Annotated in this window: 16 protein-coding genes and 1 pseudogene; 5 read left to right on the forward strand and 12 right to left on the reverse strand. The window is 73.8% G+C overall.

Going from position 1 to position 15,806, the window contains the following annotated elements:
- Positions 1 to 217 (forward strand): annotated as a pseudogene (locus tag CRM73_RS08485) (DEAD/DEAH box helicase); the annotation flags it as partial.
- A 90-nt stretch (positions 218 to 307) separates the two neighbouring features.
- On the opposite strand, the gene CRM73_RS08490 reads toward CRM73_RS08485, so the two are convergent.
- Together CRM73_RS08490 and CRM73_RS08495 are read right to left on the reverse strand one after the other, a co-directional pair.
- Positions 308 to 967: an HAD family phosphatase gene (locus CRM73_RS08490; protein WP_017832591.1), complete on the reverse strand. Its 660-nt coding sequence runs from the start codon at positions 965 to 967 to the stop codon at positions 308 to 310.
- Positions 964 to 1,677 carry an HAD family phosphatase gene (locus CRM73_RS08495; RefSeq protein WP_095650380.1) on the reverse strand — a complete coding sequence of 238 codons (714 nt, stop codon included), beginning with the start codon at positions 1,675 to 1,677 and terminating at the stop codon, positions 964 to 966. The genes CRM73_RS08490 and CRM73_RS08495 overlap by 4 nt, the downstream gene beginning before the upstream one ends.
- Before the next feature lie 68 nt (positions 1,678 to 1,745).
- Here CRM73_RS08495 and CRM73_RS08500 point away from each other — a divergent pair, with 68 nt between their 5' ends.
- Complete coding sequence (locus tag CRM73_RS08500) at positions 1,746 to 2,279, forward strand: hypothetical protein (protein ID WP_229587371.1); 534 nt, start codon at positions 1,746 to 1,748, stop codon at positions 2,277 to 2,279.
- Positions 2,280 to 2,346: 67 nt separating this feature from the next.
- Positions 2,347 to 2,898, forward strand: coding sequence for a DinB family protein (locus CRM73_RS08505; RefSeq protein ID WP_017832588.1), 552 nt, complete (start codon positions 2,347 to 2,349; stop codon positions 2,896 to 2,898).
- Between the two features lie 48 nt (positions 2,899 to 2,946).
- Here CRM73_RS08505 and CRM73_RS19935 read toward each other — a convergent pair whose 3' ends face one another.
- On the reverse strand, positions 2,947 to 3,363 hold the full coding sequence (locus CRM73_RS19935; RefSeq protein ID WP_017832587.1) for a VOC family protein: 417 nt from the start codon (positions 3,361 to 3,363) through the stop codon (positions 2,947 to 2,949).
- A gap of 342 nt (positions 3,364 to 3,705) precedes the next feature.
- On the opposite strand from CRM73_RS19935, the gene CRM73_RS08515 reads away from it, so the two are divergent.
- Entirely contained in the window at positions 3,706 to 4,314 is a 609-nt protein-coding gene (locus CRM73_RS08515; protein WP_126350362.1) for a CDP-alcohol phosphatidyltransferase family protein, read from the forward strand.
- Here the strand turns inward: CRM73_RS08515 and ppgK are convergent.
- From ppgK to CRM73_RS08560, 9 genes are all read right to left on the reverse strand, one after another.
- Entirely contained in the window at positions 4,284 to 5,120 is an 837-nt protein-coding gene (gene ppgK / locus CRM73_RS08520; RefSeq protein ID WP_229587373.1) for a polyphosphate--glucose phosphotransferase, read from the reverse strand. The two genes, CRM73_RS08515 and ppgK, sit on opposite strands and share 31 nt — an antisense overlap.
- 209 nt (positions 5,121 to 5,329) lie before the next feature.
- Positions 5,330 to 5,653, reverse strand: coding sequence for a hypothetical protein (locus CRM73_RS08525; RefSeq protein ID WP_051063728.1), 324 nt, complete (start codon positions 5,651 to 5,653; stop codon positions 5,330 to 5,332).
- A gap of 576 nt (positions 5,654 to 6,229) precedes the next feature.
- Positions 6,230 to 7,753, reverse strand: a complete 1,524-nt coding sequence (locus CRM73_RS08530) for a SulP family inorganic anion transporter (protein WP_229587375.1) — start codon at positions 7,751 to 7,753, stop codon at positions 6,230 to 6,232.
- 204 nt (positions 7,754 to 7,957) lie between these two features.
- Positions 7,958 to 9,058, reverse strand: coding sequence for an SGNH hydrolase domain-containing protein (locus CRM73_RS08535; protein ID WP_229587377.1), 1,101 nt, complete (start codon positions 9,056 to 9,058; stop codon positions 7,958 to 7,960).
- Complete coding sequence (locus CRM73_RS08540) at positions 9,052 to 10,068, reverse strand: acyltransferase (RefSeq protein WP_229587379.1); 1,017 nt, start codon at positions 10,066 to 10,068, stop codon at positions 9,052 to 9,054. The genes CRM73_RS08535 and CRM73_RS08540 overlap by 7 nt, the downstream gene beginning before the upstream one ends.
- Positions 10,065 to 10,433, reverse strand: a complete 369-nt coding sequence (locus CRM73_RS08545) for a MerR family transcriptional regulator (RefSeq protein WP_017832581.1) — start codon at positions 10,431 to 10,433, stop codon at positions 10,065 to 10,067. Before CRM73_RS08545 ends, CRM73_RS08540 begins: the two co-directional genes overlap by 4 nt.
- Before the next feature lie 85 nt (positions 10,434 to 10,518).
- On the reverse strand, positions 10,519 to 12,204 hold the full coding sequence (locus tag CRM73_RS08550; protein ID WP_017832580.1) for a ribonuclease J: 1,686 nt from the start codon (positions 12,202 to 12,204) through the stop codon (positions 10,519 to 10,521).
- A gap of 275 nt (positions 12,205 to 12,479) precedes the next feature.
- Positions 12,480 to 13,451, reverse strand: coding sequence for a CapA family protein (locus tag CRM73_RS08555; RefSeq protein WP_229587380.1), 972 nt, complete (start codon positions 13,449 to 13,451; stop codon positions 12,480 to 12,482).
- 147 nt (positions 13,452 to 13,598) lie between these two features.
- A complete protein-coding gene (locus CRM73_RS08560) occupies positions 13,599 to 14,951 on the reverse strand; it encodes an MFS transporter (RefSeq protein ID WP_229587381.1) in 1,353 nt (450 codons plus the stop codon).
- Between the two features lie 225 nt (positions 14,952 to 15,176).
- On the opposite strand from CRM73_RS08560, the gene CRM73_RS08565 reads away from it, so the two are divergent.
- Positions 15,177 to 15,752 carry a hemerythrin domain-containing protein gene (locus tag CRM73_RS08565; RefSeq protein ID WP_229587382.1) on the forward strand — a complete coding sequence of 192 codons (576 nt, stop codon included), beginning with the start codon at positions 15,177 to 15,179 and terminating at the stop codon, positions 15,750 to 15,752.
- Positions 15,753 to 15,806 lie beyond the last annotated feature (54 nt).

The following is a 15,806-nucleotide window of genomic DNA, read 5'->3' on the forward strand; positions in this document are numbered from 1 at the left end:
CCAGCGCGGCGAGACCGGCAGCCGCGGCGGCTCCCGCCCCGGCAACGGCTCGGCCTCCCGCTCGGCGGCACCGGCCCGCTCGGCCGCGCCCAGCCGTTCCGCGGCGCCTGCGTACTCGACCGAGTCCGCGCCGGACCGCTCCACCCAGGCCGCGGCCCGTCGCCGCACCCGGAGCCCGCGCCGCGCGTCCTCCCCCCAGGGCACCGCGACCCGCTGAGCCTAGGCACCTCGCACGAGGGCCCGTTTCCTGCCGCCCCGCATCGCGCGGACGGCAGGGAACGGGCCCTCGTCGTCGTGGTGGACCTCGTCAGACGGCCGGACCCAGCCCGCGCAGGAACTCCAGGGTGACGTCCGTGTGGGCGTCCACGAGCACCAGGCCGGGAGCGGGCTCCACGGGCAGCTCCCCGGGCACCACCACCACGGGCATCCCGGCGGCCGCCGCGCTCGCCGCCCCCGTCTGCGAGTCCTCGACCGCCACGCACCGTGCCGGGTCCACGCCCAGCCGCCGCGCCGCGAGCAGGTAGGGCTCCGGGTGCGGCTTGGCGTGCTCCACGTCCTCCTGCGAGACGACCACCCGCAGCACCTCGGGCGCCCCGGACGCGGTGCCCTCCGCGACCACGGTCAGGGCGTTCGTCACCACGGCGCCGGGGATGCCGGCCCGCTCGAGCTCGGCCAGCAGGTCGCGCATGCCGGGCAGGAACGGGACCTCGCCCGTGAGCGAGGCCGCGACCTCCCGCCCGAGCTCGGCCGTGATGGCCTCGACGGTCCCCTCGGCGCCGCGCTCGACCATCAGCCGCGCCGACGCGGGCACCGTCCGGCCCAGCGTGGCGAGGTCGTCCTCGGTGCTCCAGCCGACGCCGTACCGGCCGGCCACCGCCCGCTTGGCCACGGCCCACTGCGGTTCGGAGTTCACGAGGGTGCCGTCGTGGTCGAACAGGACGGCGGCGGGGAAGTCGGGGGCGCTCACGGGCGGGTCTCCTGCACGGGGTGGAAGGGCGACGACGGGGACTGCGGGTCCAGCGAGCGCAGCAGCTCCAGGGTCAGCTCCCGGTGGGATCCCAGGTGCAGCAGCCCGGGGCCGCGCTCGACCTCCAGCTCGCCGGGGACGACCACCGTGGGGATGCCCGCCGCGACGCCCGCGGCGGCCCCGGCGGGGGAGTCCTCGACCACGACGCACCGGTGGGGGTCGACCCCGAGGCGGCGCGCCGCCGTGAGGTAGGCGTCCGGGTCCGGCTTGGGGCGGACCCCCTGCGCGTACTCGTCCGTGCCGATGACGACCTGGAACAGGTCCTCCGGGGCGGTGGCCGCGGTGTGGTGGCCCATCGCCGAGCTCGCGTTGGTGACGATCGCCGCGGGGATCCCCGCGGCCGAGAGCTCCTCGAGGAGCTCCGCGATCCCGTCGATGAAGGTCAATTCGGTGTCCTCCAGGACGCGGACGCTGTGCTCGAAGACCGCCCGGAACAGCTCGTCCGGACCGAGCGGCACGCCGACCCGCTGCAGCCGGTCGATCGTCGCGGCGACCGGCCGGCCCAGGGTCGCGAGCGAGTCCTCGGGGGTCCAGAGCCGTCCGTGCTCGGCGGCGAGGTTCTGCTTGGCGCGGTCCCAGAGCGGCTCGGTGTCGACGAGGGTCCCGTCGTGGTCGAAGAGGACGGCGTGCGGGAATCCGGGGGAGGGCATGCGCTCCAGCCTACCGGGGCGCCCGCGGGCGGGTCTCCGGCGGGAGGCCCGTCGATAGACTGGCGAGCGTGGAAACAGCCCTCGACCGCGTGCCGCACCGTCCCGCCGTCCTGCAGCGCGCCGTGCCCGTCCTCGGGGTCCCCGCGGCCCTGCTGCTCGGGGTGTGGGTGGCCGTGGGCCGCGGCCTGGCCGGCGCCGCCGGTGACCTGGTGCTGCTCTACACGCTGACGCTGGCCCTGCCGCTGACCGCGCTGCTCGTGGTGGCCGGGGTGCTGCTGCGCCGGGACGCCCCCGCCCACGTCCCGGCCGGGGCGTCCCTGCGGTCCTCGCTGACGGTGCTCGCCGCATGGGCCGTGCTCCTCGGCTTCGGCGCCGTCCTCCCGGACCGCGTGGACGGCGCCGGCGCGTCCGTGCTGACCCGGGCCACCGACCCCGTCCACCTGGGTCTGTCCGCGGGGTTCGCCAACACCCTCGGCATCCTCTCGTTCGTCCTGGCGACCGCCGCCGTGGTGCTCGCCGCGACCGACCTGCGCCGGACCCGCCGGGTCCAGCGCGGGGAGCCGCTCAACGAGGACGAGATCCTGGACCGGCAGGGGCTGTGACCCGCCCGGCCCGCCCCGTCCGCCGCGGGACCTCGCCGCACCCGGTGGGCCCGGGTACATTGGCCGCATGACCACCGAGCGCCCCGGAACCCCCGACACCTCCCCGGTCCCTCCGGAGACCAAGGACTGGACCGTGGTGCTCGACCGGGGCTGTCCCGACTGCGGGTTCGACCCGGACTACGACGTCACGAGCACGGGGGAGCGGGCGCGGGCCACGGTCGAGCGCTGGGCGGCGGTCCTCGACCGCCTGGGCATGACGGACCGGCCCCGCCCGGGGACGTGGTCCCCGCTGGAGTACGCCTGCCACGTCCGGGACCTCTGCCGGGTCTTCCGCGAGCGGCTGCGGCTCATGCTCGACGAGCAGGACCCGGTCTTCGCGGACTGGGACCAGGACGCCGCGGCGGTCGAGGGGCAGTACAACCTGCAGGACCCCTACGAGGTCTCCGGGGAGCTCGCGCAGGAGGTCCGCGCCACCGCGGACGCCTTCGACGCCGTGACCGGGGAGCAGTGGGCCCGGACCGGCCGGCGCGGGGACGGCAAGGACTTCACCGTGGCGAGCTTCGCGGCGTACTTCCTGCACGACGTCGAGCACCACCTGCGCGTCGACGTCCGCGGCTGAGCCGGCCCCGGCCGCACCTCCCGGCGCGGACGGGCCGGGCGGGCACGTTCAGCCGAGGTGCACGGTCCCGTCGTCGTCGATCCGCCACCCCGGGTTGTGCGCGATCTCCCACACCACGCCGTTGGGATCGGCGACGTGCGCGTGGAAGACGCCCCCGAAGGCGCCCGGCCGCGGGCTCGTGAGCACGGTCCCGCCCGCGGCGCTCATCGCGTCGACGCTCGCGCGCACCGCGGCCTCGCCGTCCACGTTGTGCGCGAGCGTCACGCCCTGCGCCGGGGTGGCCGATGGGAGGCCCAGGTCCTCGGCGAACTTCCCGGCGTCGAAGAGACCCAGGACCGTCCCCGGGGCGATCTGGAAGAAGAGGATCTCGCCCGGGACGTCGAGCAGCGGCTCCCAGCCGAGACCCCGCGCGTAGAACTCGCGGGCGGCGTCGAGGTCCGGGGTGGACAGGGTGAGGAAGTGCACGCGAGGATCCACAGCGGTCCTTCGGTCGGGCCCGGCCCCGGTGAGCGGGACGGACGGGGTGGCGCGCCCGGTGTCGGGCCGAGGACGCGCACCGGGTCGGAGCTCACCGGGCGAGGGTGCACAGGGTGCGCCGGCGGAGCCGCTGCGGGCGCACCGACGACCGGCGACGAGGCTCCCGCCCCATTCTGCCCGGGCGGCCCGTGTGCGGCCAGGGACCGTGCCGGCCCTCGCGCCGGGCGGCGTCATCTCCCGGGCCGCCCGGCGCCGACCAGATAGTCTCGAGGGCAGCACCGACGGGCGCGGACCGTTCGCCCGGGAGCGCCGGAGGACGGGACGAGGCACATGGCACAGCAGCACCAGGACGCGGTCGAGCCGGCGGAGTCGCCGTACTACGACCGGGTGCTCACGGTGCCCAACGTGGTCTCGGTGGTGCGGTTCGCGCTCATCGTCCCGGCCGTTCTGGCCGTCCTCGACATCGACGAGCAGCCGGTGCGCGCGCTGGTCCTCGTCGCCCTCTTCTCCCTGACGGACTGGGTCGACGGCGCCCTGGCCCGGGCGCTCCGGCAGCGCAGCCGGGTCGGGGAGGTCATGGACCCCATCGCCGACCGGCTGGGGACCGTGGCGATCGCCGTGGCCGCGAGCATCGTCGGGCTGTTCCCCTGGTGGGTGCTGATCGTCATCGCGGTCGTCGACGTCGTGGTGGGGATCGCCACCCTGGTCCGGCGGTCCCTCGGCACCCTGCGGGTCACGACGGTCGGCAAGGCGAAGACCGCCCTGCTCATGGTGGGGACCGTGCTCGTCCTGGCGGGGCCCGCCTGGTCCACCCCCGAGGTGACGGACGTCGGCCGGGTCATGGTCCAGGTGGCGGCCGTCCTGCACGTCCTGGCGGGCGTGCAGTACTTCCGCCAGGCCCTCCGGGGTCAGGCCGACGCCGGCGGCACGGCGAGGTAGGCGTGCCGGGCGGCGCCGATGATGCCCGCCGCGTTGCGCAGCTCGGCCGGGACGACGAGCGTGTCCAGGTGCAGACGGGGCAGGAAGTCCTCGTGCCGGGCGGAGATCCCGCCGCCGACCACGATCAGGTCCGGTGAGAAGAGGAACTCCAGGTGCGCGAAGTACTGCTGGAGACGCTCGGCGTAGTCCGGCCAGTCCAGTCCCTCCCGCTCCCGGGCCACCGCCGAGGCCCGCACCTCGGCGTCGACCCCGCCGAGCTCCAGGTGGCCCAGTTCGACGTTGGGCACGAGCTTCCCGTCCACGAACAGCGCCGAGCCGATGCCGGTGCCCAGGGTGATGACCAGGACGGTGCCGGTGGTCCCGCGCCCGGCGCCGTAGCGGAGCTCGGCCAGGCCCGCGGCGTCGGCGTCGTTGAGGACGTGGACGGTGCGTCCCAGCCGCTCCGTGAGGAACCGGTGGACGTCCAGGCCGATCCACGCGTCGTCGATGTTCGCGGCGGAGCGGGCCACGCCGTGGCGGATGATCGCGGGGAGCGCCACTCCCACGCTGGCCTCCGGGTGCGGGGCCTGGGGGCTCGCGGCGAGCTCCTGCACGATGAGCACGAGCTGCTCCGCCAGGGCATCCGGCGTGGCGGGGACGGGGGTGGGGCGCTGGAGGACCGGAGTGGTCAGCTCGCCGTCGGCCATGTCCACGGCCGCGTACTTGATCAGGGTGCCGCCGACGTCCACCCCGATGTGGTGCCGGTGCAGGGTCGACCAGCCGGTCGGCGCGGGGGCTGGGACGGGGCGGGGCGAGAGATGGGCCATCCGACATCCTAGGGTCGAGGTGGGGGCACGGGGACGACGACGGGCGCGCTGCGTCCGGCTCGCTGCGCCCGACCGGGTGCGGGCCGTCGTCGGGGCCGGCACCCCGGACCATTCTGCCACCGCGGCCGCCGGGGCCGTGGAGGTGGCGCCGCGCGCGAGGCACGGCTCGGGGGGCTCCGAGGAGGATCCGCCGCGGTGGAGGTGCCGGCTCAGGCGCGCGGCCAGAGGCCCGGCGCGCTGCCGCGGTCCTGCGGGCCGGCGTCGTCCCGGGAGCCCGCGTCGATCTCCCACGAGAACGGGACCCGGGCGACGGGCGCGTCCCGGACGAGTCCGTTGACCGCGCGGGCGAGCAGGTCGCGGTGGGCGGCCGGCAGCCTCAGGCACCCGTGCAGGTACGCGTCGACCTCCAGCATCCCGGCCTCGCCGCCGAGCTGGAAGCAGTGCCACCAGACCCGGGCCGCGTCGAGACCGGCGCGCTCGACGGCGTGCCGGGCGAGGCGTGCCTGCACGGCTCCGATCCTGTCGTCGTCCACGGTCCCCCTCACTGCGGTGCGTCGCTCCGAGGACGGTCCCGGACCGGGCGCGACGCTGCGCAGCGGTCCGGGACCGTCCGTGGCGGCGCGGTGGCGCCGCCGCCCCCATCATGGTTCCGGGTGGGCCCTCGGGGCACCACACGGAGCCCGGGTGCGTGCGTTTTCCGGACCGTCGGTGCTTCCTCCGGACGCCCGGGGCCGGACGGCACCACCGACGGGGCCGGGCGGAGCGGGGTGCGGGGGTGCCGGCGGACGAGGCCGGCACACAGAAGGGGAGCGGGGCGGCCCCCCAGCCGGCCCCGCTCCCTGCTGCTCCCGCGCCGGGACCCGATGCGGGTGACGCCCCCGGAGTCCGGAGGCGGCGCGCTGTCGGTCGACGGTGCGGGAGCCGGGGGATGATCCTTGGCGGACCACAGAATCCCCTGGTGAGAAGCAACGATGCTCCATCCCACGGCGTACGGCAAGACCCGTCGTGTGACCCAGTTCACATGCAGACACAAAGGGTTGTGATCGCAAATGCATGGGTCGGCAGAGTGCGCCGGGGGGTGGTGCCGCGGCTCGGCCCCTCGGGTCGGGTCAGTGCTCGGAGTTGAGCATTCCGCCCAGGCGCACGCGCATCCGGCGGCTGGCCTGGTTCAGTCCGATGATCGCCACGTCCTTGCCGTAGTGGGCGTACTTGTCGGTCACGGAGTCGAGGGCGGCCACGGTGGAGGCGTCCCAGAGGTGGGAGTCGGAGAAGTCGATGACGATCTGCTGCGGGTCCCCGGCGTAGTCGAACATCGTGTACAGGTCGTTGGAGGAGGCGAAGAACAGCTCACCGTGCACGGTGTAGACCGCCGTCTCCCGGCCGTCCCGCGGCTCGAGCGCACGGTCGACGGTGACGAAGTGGGCCACCCGGCGGGCGAAGGCGACCATCGCCACGAGCACCCCCACGATCACGCCGAGGGCGAGGTTGTGCGTCCACACGGTCACGGCCACGGTGGAGAGCATCACCAGGGTCTCCGGGAGGGGCATCCGTGCCAGGGTCGCGGGGCGGACCGAGTGCCAGTCGAACGTCGCCCAGGACACGAAGATCATGATGGCCACCAGGGCGGCCATCGGGATGACCGCCACGACCTCGCCGAGGGTCACGACGAGGAGCTGCAGGAAGATCCCGGCCAGGAAGGTGGAGATGCGGGTGCGGGCCCCGGAGGCGCGCACGTTGATCATCGTCTGGCCGATCATCGCGCACCCGCCCATCCCGCCGAAGAAGCCGGTCACGATGTTGGCCGCGCCCTGCGCCCAGGACTCGCGGGTCTTGTTCGAGCGCGTGTCGGTGATGTCGTCGACGAGCTTCGCCGTCATCAGCGACTCGAGCAGGCCCACCAGCGCCATGGTCAGGGCGAACGGGGCGATGATCCGGAAGGTCTCCAGGTCCAGCGGGACGTCGGGGAAGAACAGCGACGGCAGGGACTCGGGCAGCTCGCCCTTGTCGCCGACGCTCGGCACGTCCATGCCCATCGGCACCACGATCGCGGTGATCACCACGATGGCCACCAGCGGGGCGGGGACCACTCCGGTCAGCCGGGGGAACAGGAACACGATGGCCAGGCCCAGGGCCGTGAGCGGGTAGACGGCCCAGGGCACCCCGATCAGCTCGGGGACCTGGGAGCTGAAGATCAGGATGGCCAGGGCGTTGACGAAGCCCACCATGACCGAGCGCGGGATGAAGCGCATCAGCCGTGCCGCGCCGATCAGGGCCAGGACCACCTGGAAGACCCCGGCCAGGATCACCGCGGCGATGAAGTGGTCGATGCCGTGGGAGGCCACCAGCGGGGCGATCACCAGGGCCACCGCGCCGGTGGCCGCGGAGATCATCGCGGGGCGGCCGCCCAGCACGGCCGTGGTCACGGCCATGGTGAAGGACGCGAACAGGCCCAGGCGGGGATCCACCCCGGCGATGATCGAGAAGGCGATCGCCTCCGGGATGAGGGCCAGGGCCACCACGAGCCCGGCCAGGACCTCGGTCTTGAGGTGACGGGGGGACCGGAGGGTCAGGCGCACCGACTGGCGCTGCTCGGGCGTGAGGTCGGCCGCGGGGCCGGCTGTCGTGGTGGCCAAGGAGGCTCCGTTCGCAGGGAGGAGGGCGGGGGGAGGGCTGGGCGGAAGGGCTGGGGTCGTCCCGGGTGCTGCGCATGCGGGTGGACACGGCGTTGCGCGGGCGGTGCAGCGTCCGGGTGCGGAGGCGCTCCGGCGGGGACCGCGTCGTCACCCTATCCTAACGTGAGGGTAGGGTCCTCGGCCGCGGGGCGGGGGAGAGGTGGCTCACGTCCGGTCGAGGGCGGCCAGCAGGCGCTCCTCGACGTCGGGCACCAGCGTCTCGCCGTAGCTGGAGGTGACGTGGTCGAGGTCGCGGTAGACCATGATGTTGCCGACCACCCCGGGGCAGGTGGTCCCGGTGCACAGCCGGTCGGTGAGGTCGATGCTGTGCAGGTCCTCGTGCCGGGCGGCCAACGCCTCCAGCGGGTTGACGGGGAGCAGCGACTCGGAGCGGGGGACGTTGCAGCGGTCGCGGTCGGGCCCGTAGGTCTCCACGCACTCGAACATGTCGTAGGGGAAGCGCGGGTTGTCGCGGAAGGCCAGCACCGGGATGCCGGCGTCCAGGAAGGGCCGCACGCCGGCCTCGTAGCCCTCGACGAGCTTCTCGTGCGGGGCCTCGGGCAGGCTGAGGGTGCCGATGGTCACCACCGCGTCGGGCTCGGCCTCCAGGGCCGCCTCCCGGGCCGCGGTGTTGAAGTCGTTGCACTCGGCCTGGTAGTTCTCCGACTCGCTCGTGTAGCGGCAGGCGTTGCGCAGATAGGAGACCACCGTCCAGCCCTGGGCGTCGGCGACCCGGTGGATCGGTGTGAGCAGCTGCCGGGCGTGGGAGTCCCCGAGGACCACCAGGGTCAGCCCGGGGTCGGTGCCGCGGGGATCGGTGCCACCGGCGGGGTCGGGGGTGATGATCCTGCACTCGCCCAGCTCGGCGATGCCCGCCGGGGTCCGCTCGGGGGGACAGAGGTCTCCGGTGTCGCCCCACTCCTGGTCGCGCTCGTCCTCGGTGGGGATGATCGGCACGTCCGGGACCTCGCCGATGTCCTCGCGCAGCACCGCGGCGCCGGGGTAGTTCTGCGCGGTGCGCTCCACCCCGGCGGTGGGGTCGCGCAGCACCGTGTACTGGTGAGCGCCGGTGAGCGGTACCGCCACGAGCAGGGCGGTGGCGATCAGCCGGATCCCGCTGCGGGCCCGGATCCCGGGCAGGGCCCGCCAGCCGGTCAGCAGCAGCGCGGTGACCCGGGTGAGGACCACCGAGGCGGCCAGGATCCCGAGCCCGGCCGGCACCGGCACGGTGTCCCGGGCCGTGAGCAGCAGGTAGGTGATCAGCAAAGGCCAGTGCCACAGGTAGATCCCGTAGGCCCGGTCCCCGAACCACTGCAGCGGACGCGCCGACAGGAGCCGGGCAGCGCCGGTCCGGGCGTCGGGTGCCAGCGCACCGCCGAGCAGGATCGCCGCGGCCCCCAGGGTGGGGGCCAGGGCCACGGTGCCGGGGAAGCGGGTGTCGGAGCCGATGAGGAGGGGGGGGCGAGGATCGCGGCCAGCCCGGCCCAGCCCAGGACCACCCCGGTCACCCGGTCCGCGGCGCTCCGGCGCCGGGAGGCCGTCCCCGCGGCGCCGGAGCCGGCCAGGGCCAGGGCTGCCATCGAGCCCAGGGCGAACTCCCACAGCCGGGTCAGGGTGCTGAAGTAGGCCGCCTCGGGCCCGGCCGCGGTGGCCACCACCGACCAGGCCAGCGAGCCGGCGAACACGGCGGCGAACACGACCCAGGCCACAGGGCGGAACCCGATCCCGGCCCGCCGGGCCGTCACGGCGGTCCCGGCCAGCAGCAGCGGCCACACCAGGAACACCTGGCCCTGCACCGACAGCGACCACATGTGCTGCAGCGGGGTCGTGGCCACGGAGTTGCCGGCGTAGTAGTCCACGGCCTGGTCCGCCAGCACCCAGTTGACCACGTAGAACAGCGACCCCCAGGCCTGGGCCAGCAGCTCGGCCCACCGGCTGGGCGGGAACCAGAGGAACACCGCGGCGAGCACGGCCAGCAGCAGCACCGCCACCGGGCCCAGCAGCCGGGCGAAGGTCCGGGCCCAGTAGGCCGGCAGTGCCAGGGGCCGGCCGTGCTCGATCCGGCGGGCGAAGGAGCCGGTGAGCAGGAACGCGGAGAGCACGAAGAACACGTCCACCCCGCCGGAGACCTTCTCGGTCCACACGTGGAAGACCACCACCAGCAGCACGGCCACCCCGCGCAGACCCTGCAGATCCGGGCGGTGGACGGTCCGCGGGGACGGGCTGCGGAGGACCGCCACGGGCTCGGCGGCGCAGCTCGTCGAGCGCTCGGTCATCGCCGGAGCCGCTGCTCCAGCATCGCGATGAACTCGTCCGCCTGGGCCAGCTTCCTGGCCAGCCGGTCCCGCTCGGGGTGGGCCCGCTCGAGGTAGTCGGCGAGCCGGGCCTCTGCGGGCTCGTCGGCGCCGAGCAGTTCGAGCAGCTCGGCCATCTCCTCCAGGGAGAAGCCGAGCGGCTTCATCCGCTTGATGTGGGTGAGCCGCTCCACATCCCGCTCCGTGTACACGCGGAACCCGCCCTCGGTGCGCGAGGCCGGCAGCAGGCCCACCTCGTCGTAGTGGCGGATGGTGCGCAGGGACAGCTCGGTCCGATCGGCGAGCTCGCCGATCTGCATGGTGCCTCCGCGGACGCGCTGCGGCATCGAACGACCTCCAGGAATCAGGGGACCCCGAGTCTACCAACCGCCCGGTCCCGGCCCCGGGGCCGGGACCGGGCGGTCGTGCGGCTCAGGCGTCGACGACGACGACCGTCACCAGCGGGGCTCGCCGGTAGGCGCGCTCCAGGTGGCGGGAGACGGTCTCGGCGATGATCGACTCGAGCTTCTCCAGGTCGGCGACCTTGGACGTGGCCGGGCGCGCCAGGGCGTTCTTCACCTTGTCGGCGGCCCCGTCGAAGACGTGCTCGTCGTGGACGAAGCCCTTCGCCAGGAACTCCAGCGGCTCGGCGAGCGCGTTGGTGTCGGCGTCGACGATGGCCACGACCGTGACCACGCCGCCCTCCTGCAGCAGCCGGCGCTCCACCAGGGTCTCCTCGGTGACCTTGCCCACGGTGTGGCCGTCGACGTAGACCAGACCGGCCTCCACCTGCCCGGAGATCCGCGCCCGGCCGTCGACGAGGTCGATGACGGTGCCGTCCCGGCCGATCAGCACGTTCTCCGGGTCGACACCGGTGCGGACCGCCAGCTCGGCGTTGGCGTGCAGGTGCTTGGACTCCCCGTGCACGGGCAGCACGTGGGTGGGCTTGACGATGTTGTAGCAGTAGACCAGCTCCCCGGCCGAGGCGTGGCCGGAGACGTGGACCTTGGCGTTGCCCTTGTGCACGACCTTCACGCCGAGGTCGGTGAGCTTGTTGATGATCCCGTAGATCGCGTTCTCGTTGCCCGGGATCAGCGAGCTCGCCATGAGCACCGTGTCCCCGGCGTTGAGCTGGATCTGGTGCGTCTCGTTGGCCATGCGCGAGAGCGCGGCCAGGGGCTCGCCCTGGGAGCCGGTGCACACCAGGGTGACCTTGGCGTCCGGCATGGACTGGAGCTTCTTGAAGTCGACCACCAGCCCGCGCGGGATCTTCAGGTAGCCCAGGTCCCGGGCGATGCCCATGTTCTTGACCATGGACCGGCCCACGAAGGCCACCTTGCGCCCGTGGGCGTGGGCGGCGTCGAGGACCTGCTGGATCCGGTGGACGTGAGAAGCGAAGCTGGAGACGATGATCCGCTTCGGGGCGGTGGCGAAGACCTGGTTGATCGCCGGCGTCAGCTCCTGCTCCGAGGTGGTGAAACCGGGGACCTCGGCGTTGGTGGAGTCGGTGAGGAACAGGTCCACGCCCTCGTCGCCCAGGCGGGCGAAGTGGCGCAGGTCGGTGATCCGGTCGTCCAGCGGGAACTGGTCCATCCGGAAGTCCCCGGTGTGCAGCACCAGCCCGGCGTCCGTGCGGATGGCCACGGCCAGGCTGTCCGGGATCGAGTGGTTGACCGCGACGAACTCGCACTCGAACGGGCCCGCCCTGTGGGTGTCCCCGGCCTCGACGTGGACCGCCTTCGGGGTGATCCGGTGCTCCTTGAGCTTGGACGTGATGAACGCCAGGGTCAGCTCGGAGCCGATGACCGGGATGTCCGGGCGCTCCTTGAGCAGGTACGGCACGCCCCCGATGTGGTCCTCGTGGCCGTGGGTGAGCACGATGCCGACGATGTCGCCCAACCGGTGCCGGATGGAGGTGAAGTCGGGCAGGATCACGTCGATGCCCGGCTGGTGCTCCTCGGGGAACAGCACGCCGCAGTCGACGACGAGCAGCTTGCCGGCGTGCTCGAAGACGGTCATGTTGCGTCCGATCTCGCCCAGACCGCCCAGCGGGGTGATCCGCAGGCCCCCGGAGGGCAGCGGGGGCGGGGACTTGAGCTTGCGGGAGGAAATGGTCAAAGGATTCCGCTTTCTTCGTGGGTTCAACGTGGGGTGGAGCAAGGTCGTGCGGGCGGCTCGCGTCGAGCCGGGGCCGCGTCCGGGACCTGACGGCCCCGAGAAGTCTGGGACAACTCTAACGTCGGGTCAGGGTCGCGGCGGACCGCCGGGCGGCGCGGACGGGGAACGGACCACCCCGGCGGGGGCCCGCAGGAGGCGGTGACCGGTCGTCGGCCGGGCGGGAAGGGGCGCGGTGCGGGTCCTCCGCGCGCTCGCGGCGGGACAGCGGGAGGGCGTCAGCCCAGCGCGAGGTCGAGGCACTGCTCGTCGTCGCGCCACGTGCACCGCGTGCCGAGAGCGGCGCTGAGCCGCTCCATCCGCCGTGCGATGCCCCGGGCCTCGGCGGCGGCCGTCCTCGCCCGGAGGTCCTCGATCACCGTGGGGTGCAGGCGCAGACGGCGGGGCAGGCCGTCCCGGACGTCGAGCAGGAAGACGAAGGACTGGTCGTTGCGCTCGTCGGGACGGACGGCGTAGTCGTCGACGAAGTCCCCGGCGCCGTAGACCACCGGCCGGCCGTGGTGCACCTCGACGCCGCGGAAGATATGCGGGGAGTGGCCGAAGACCACGTCCGCGCCGGCCTCCACCAGCGCGTGGGCGAACGCGCGGTGCTCCGGCGGCACCTGCGCGCCCCAGTTGGGTCCCCAGTGGGCGGAGACGACGAGGAGGGCGGTGCGCTCCCGGGTCCGCCGGACGAGCTGCAGGAGGTCCCGCGCGCGGTCGTCGGCGAGGTCGATGGGCACGTGGTGGACGCCGGGGGACGCGGGGCCCGCCGCCCAGCCCGGCTCGTTGTCCGTGAAGGCGAGGAAGCCAACCGCGGTCCCGGCCCGGGTGCAGACCGCGGGGCGTCGTGCCGCCTCCGCGTCCGGGCCCGCCCCGGTGTGCAGGATGCCGTGCTCGTCGAGCAGGGGGAGCATCTCCCGCATGGCCTCCACGCCGTGGTCGAGCACGTGGTTGTTCGCCAGCGAGACGACGTCGACGCCGGCGGCCTCCAGGCTCGCGACGTTCTTTCGGTCCGAGCGGAAGTGGAACCGCTTCCCGGGCCAGGGCGGGCCGTCGTCGGCGAGCACGCACTCGAGGTTCGCGAACCGCAGGTCCGCCTGCGCGAGCAGGGGGAGGACGTCCCCCCACGGATGGGCCGGGCCCTCGTGGCGCAGCCGCTCGTCGACCAGCCGGCCGAGCATGACATCGCCGACGAGTGCGATCCGCATGAGCCGCCTCCTGTCCGGACGCTCCCATCGTGACCCCTGGCCCGCGGGCGGACAAGAGCGGCCGGTGGTGGCCGTCCCGGTCACGGGGACCACGCAGCTCCGCCGGCGCCGCCCGCCCGGGAGGCAGGAGGTGCCGGCGGCCACCGGTCACCGGCCCAGATCGGCCCAGTCGGTCATCCGGGCGCTGTTCGCCACGGCCGGGCGCAGCTGCGCCGGCTCCGGCAGGAGCACGGACAGGTCGGAGACGGCCTGGTAGGCCCAGGAGGGCCCGGTGCGCACGGGCGAGGAGGCGGGGACGCCCCCCGTGCGGTGCAGGCGGGTCGCGTAGCCCAGGATGAGCAGGCCGGCCACGGCCAGGCCGACGCCCACCCAGGCGGGGGAGCGGTAGCCCCAGCCGGCGGTGATGACGGCGCCGCCGAGGAACGCGCCCATGGCGTTGGCCAGGTTGAACGCCGCGTGGTTCATGGCGGCGGTCAGGGACGGGGCGTCCTTGGCCTCGCGCAGCAGGCGCATCTGCAGCGCGGTGCTGAAGAGGGCGCCCATGGCGCCGATCCACAGCACGCCGAGCACGGCCGCGACCGCGGAGTGGGCGAACAGGCCGAAGAAGGCCAGGGCCACGCCGGAGACGGCCCCCGCGCCCAGGGCGGTCTTCTCGATGGACCGGTCCAGCAGCGGGCCCGCCAGCAGGGAGCCCGCGGTCATGCCCACGCCGTACACGGCCAGCACCCACGGCACCATGGAGATGTCGAGGCCGCTGAGCTCGGTCAGGATCGGGGAGACGAACGTGTAGACCGCGAACATGCCGCCGAAGCCGACCGCCCCGGCCAGCAGGGTCAGGGCCACCTGGGGCCGGCCCAGGGCACGGACCTCCTGGGCCACGGAGACGCCGCCGCCCTTGCGGGTGCGGGGGATCCAGAGGGCGAGGGCCGCGACGGTGAGCAGGCCGATGACCACCACGAGCCCGTACCCGGCCCGCCAGCCCAGGCTCCCGCCGAGCACGGCGGCCAGGGGGACGCCCACGATGTTGGCGACCGTCAGGCCGAGCGCCACGCGGGCCACGGCGGTGCCGCGCCGCTCGCGCGGCACCAGGGAGGAGGCCACCACCGCGGCGACCCCGAAGTAGGCGCCGTGGGGCAGGCCGGAGAGGAAGCGCGCCACGTACAGCCACTCGAGGGACGGCGCGGCCGCGGACAGGACGTTGCCGGCGGTGAAGGCGACCATCAGCCCGAGCAGGAGCCTCTTGCGCTCCACCCGGGCGGTCAGGGACGTGATGAGGGGTGCGCCGACGACCACGCCCAGGGCGTAGAGGGAGATGGCGTGACCGAGGGAGGGGATCGAGGCGTCGAGGTCCTCGGCGATGAAGGGGAGCAGGCCCATCGAGGCGAACTCGGTGGTGCCCACGCCGAAGCCGCCGAGGGCGAGGGCGAAGAGGGCGAAGCGGGTGCCGGTGCGGTCCGGGGCGTTGATCACCTGGAGCACGGCAGTGCGAGGTGCGGACATGGCGGATCCTTCCGTGCGGAACATGGGGGTGCGGGTGGAAGGCGCGTCGTCGGGCCGAACGGGTGGAAACCTCGATGCTACGGAGGATGTCGAGGGCATCCAACGGTTCGGGCCTGTGATCTTGGGCAAATCGGGCATCCGTGTGATATGTGTCGCGCTCGGGTTCCAGGGCCTCGTCAAGCCGCCCACGGAACCGGGAACCACGACTTCAAGGAGGCGCGTCCCATGACCGACACCCACGCTGCGGGTCCGGACACCGATGTCATCGACATCCTCACCACCGACCACCGGGAGATGCTCGAACTGCTCGGCCAGATCGAGGGCGCCCCGGACGCCGCCCGGCGCAGGGACCTGGCCGACACCGTGATCGCGGAGGTCATGCGCCACGCCGTCGCGGAGGAGATGCACGTCTACCCGGTGATGGAGAAGCACCTGCCCGGCGGCGCCGAGGAGGTCGAGCACGACAAGAAGGAGCACGACGATCTCGTCCGGGTCATGAAGCAGGTGGAGGGCGTCGACGCCTCCGAGCCGGCGTTCATGGAGCTGATCCGCGAGATGCAGTCGCAGCTGCGCCACCACATCGAGGACGAGGAGTCCGACCAGTTCCCGAAGCTGCGGGCGCACATCCCGGCCGAGGACCTCGTGGAACTGGGCCGGAAGGTGCAGAACGCCAAGAAAGTGACGCCGACCCGGCCGCACCCCTCCGCGCCGCACTCGGAGCTGTTCCACAAGACCGTCGGGCCCGGCGTCGGCATGGTCGACCGGCTCCGGGACCGGCTGACGGGCCGGAGCACCGGCTAGCCGGGCGATGGTCCCCCGCGGACAGCACGGCACGGACCCCTGTCGGACGAGCGC

Source organism: Kocuria sp. CCUG 69068, assembly GCF_020833785.1.
GTDB lineage: Bacteria > Actinomycetota > Actinomycetes > Actinomycetales > Micrococcaceae > Kocuria > Kocuria rosea.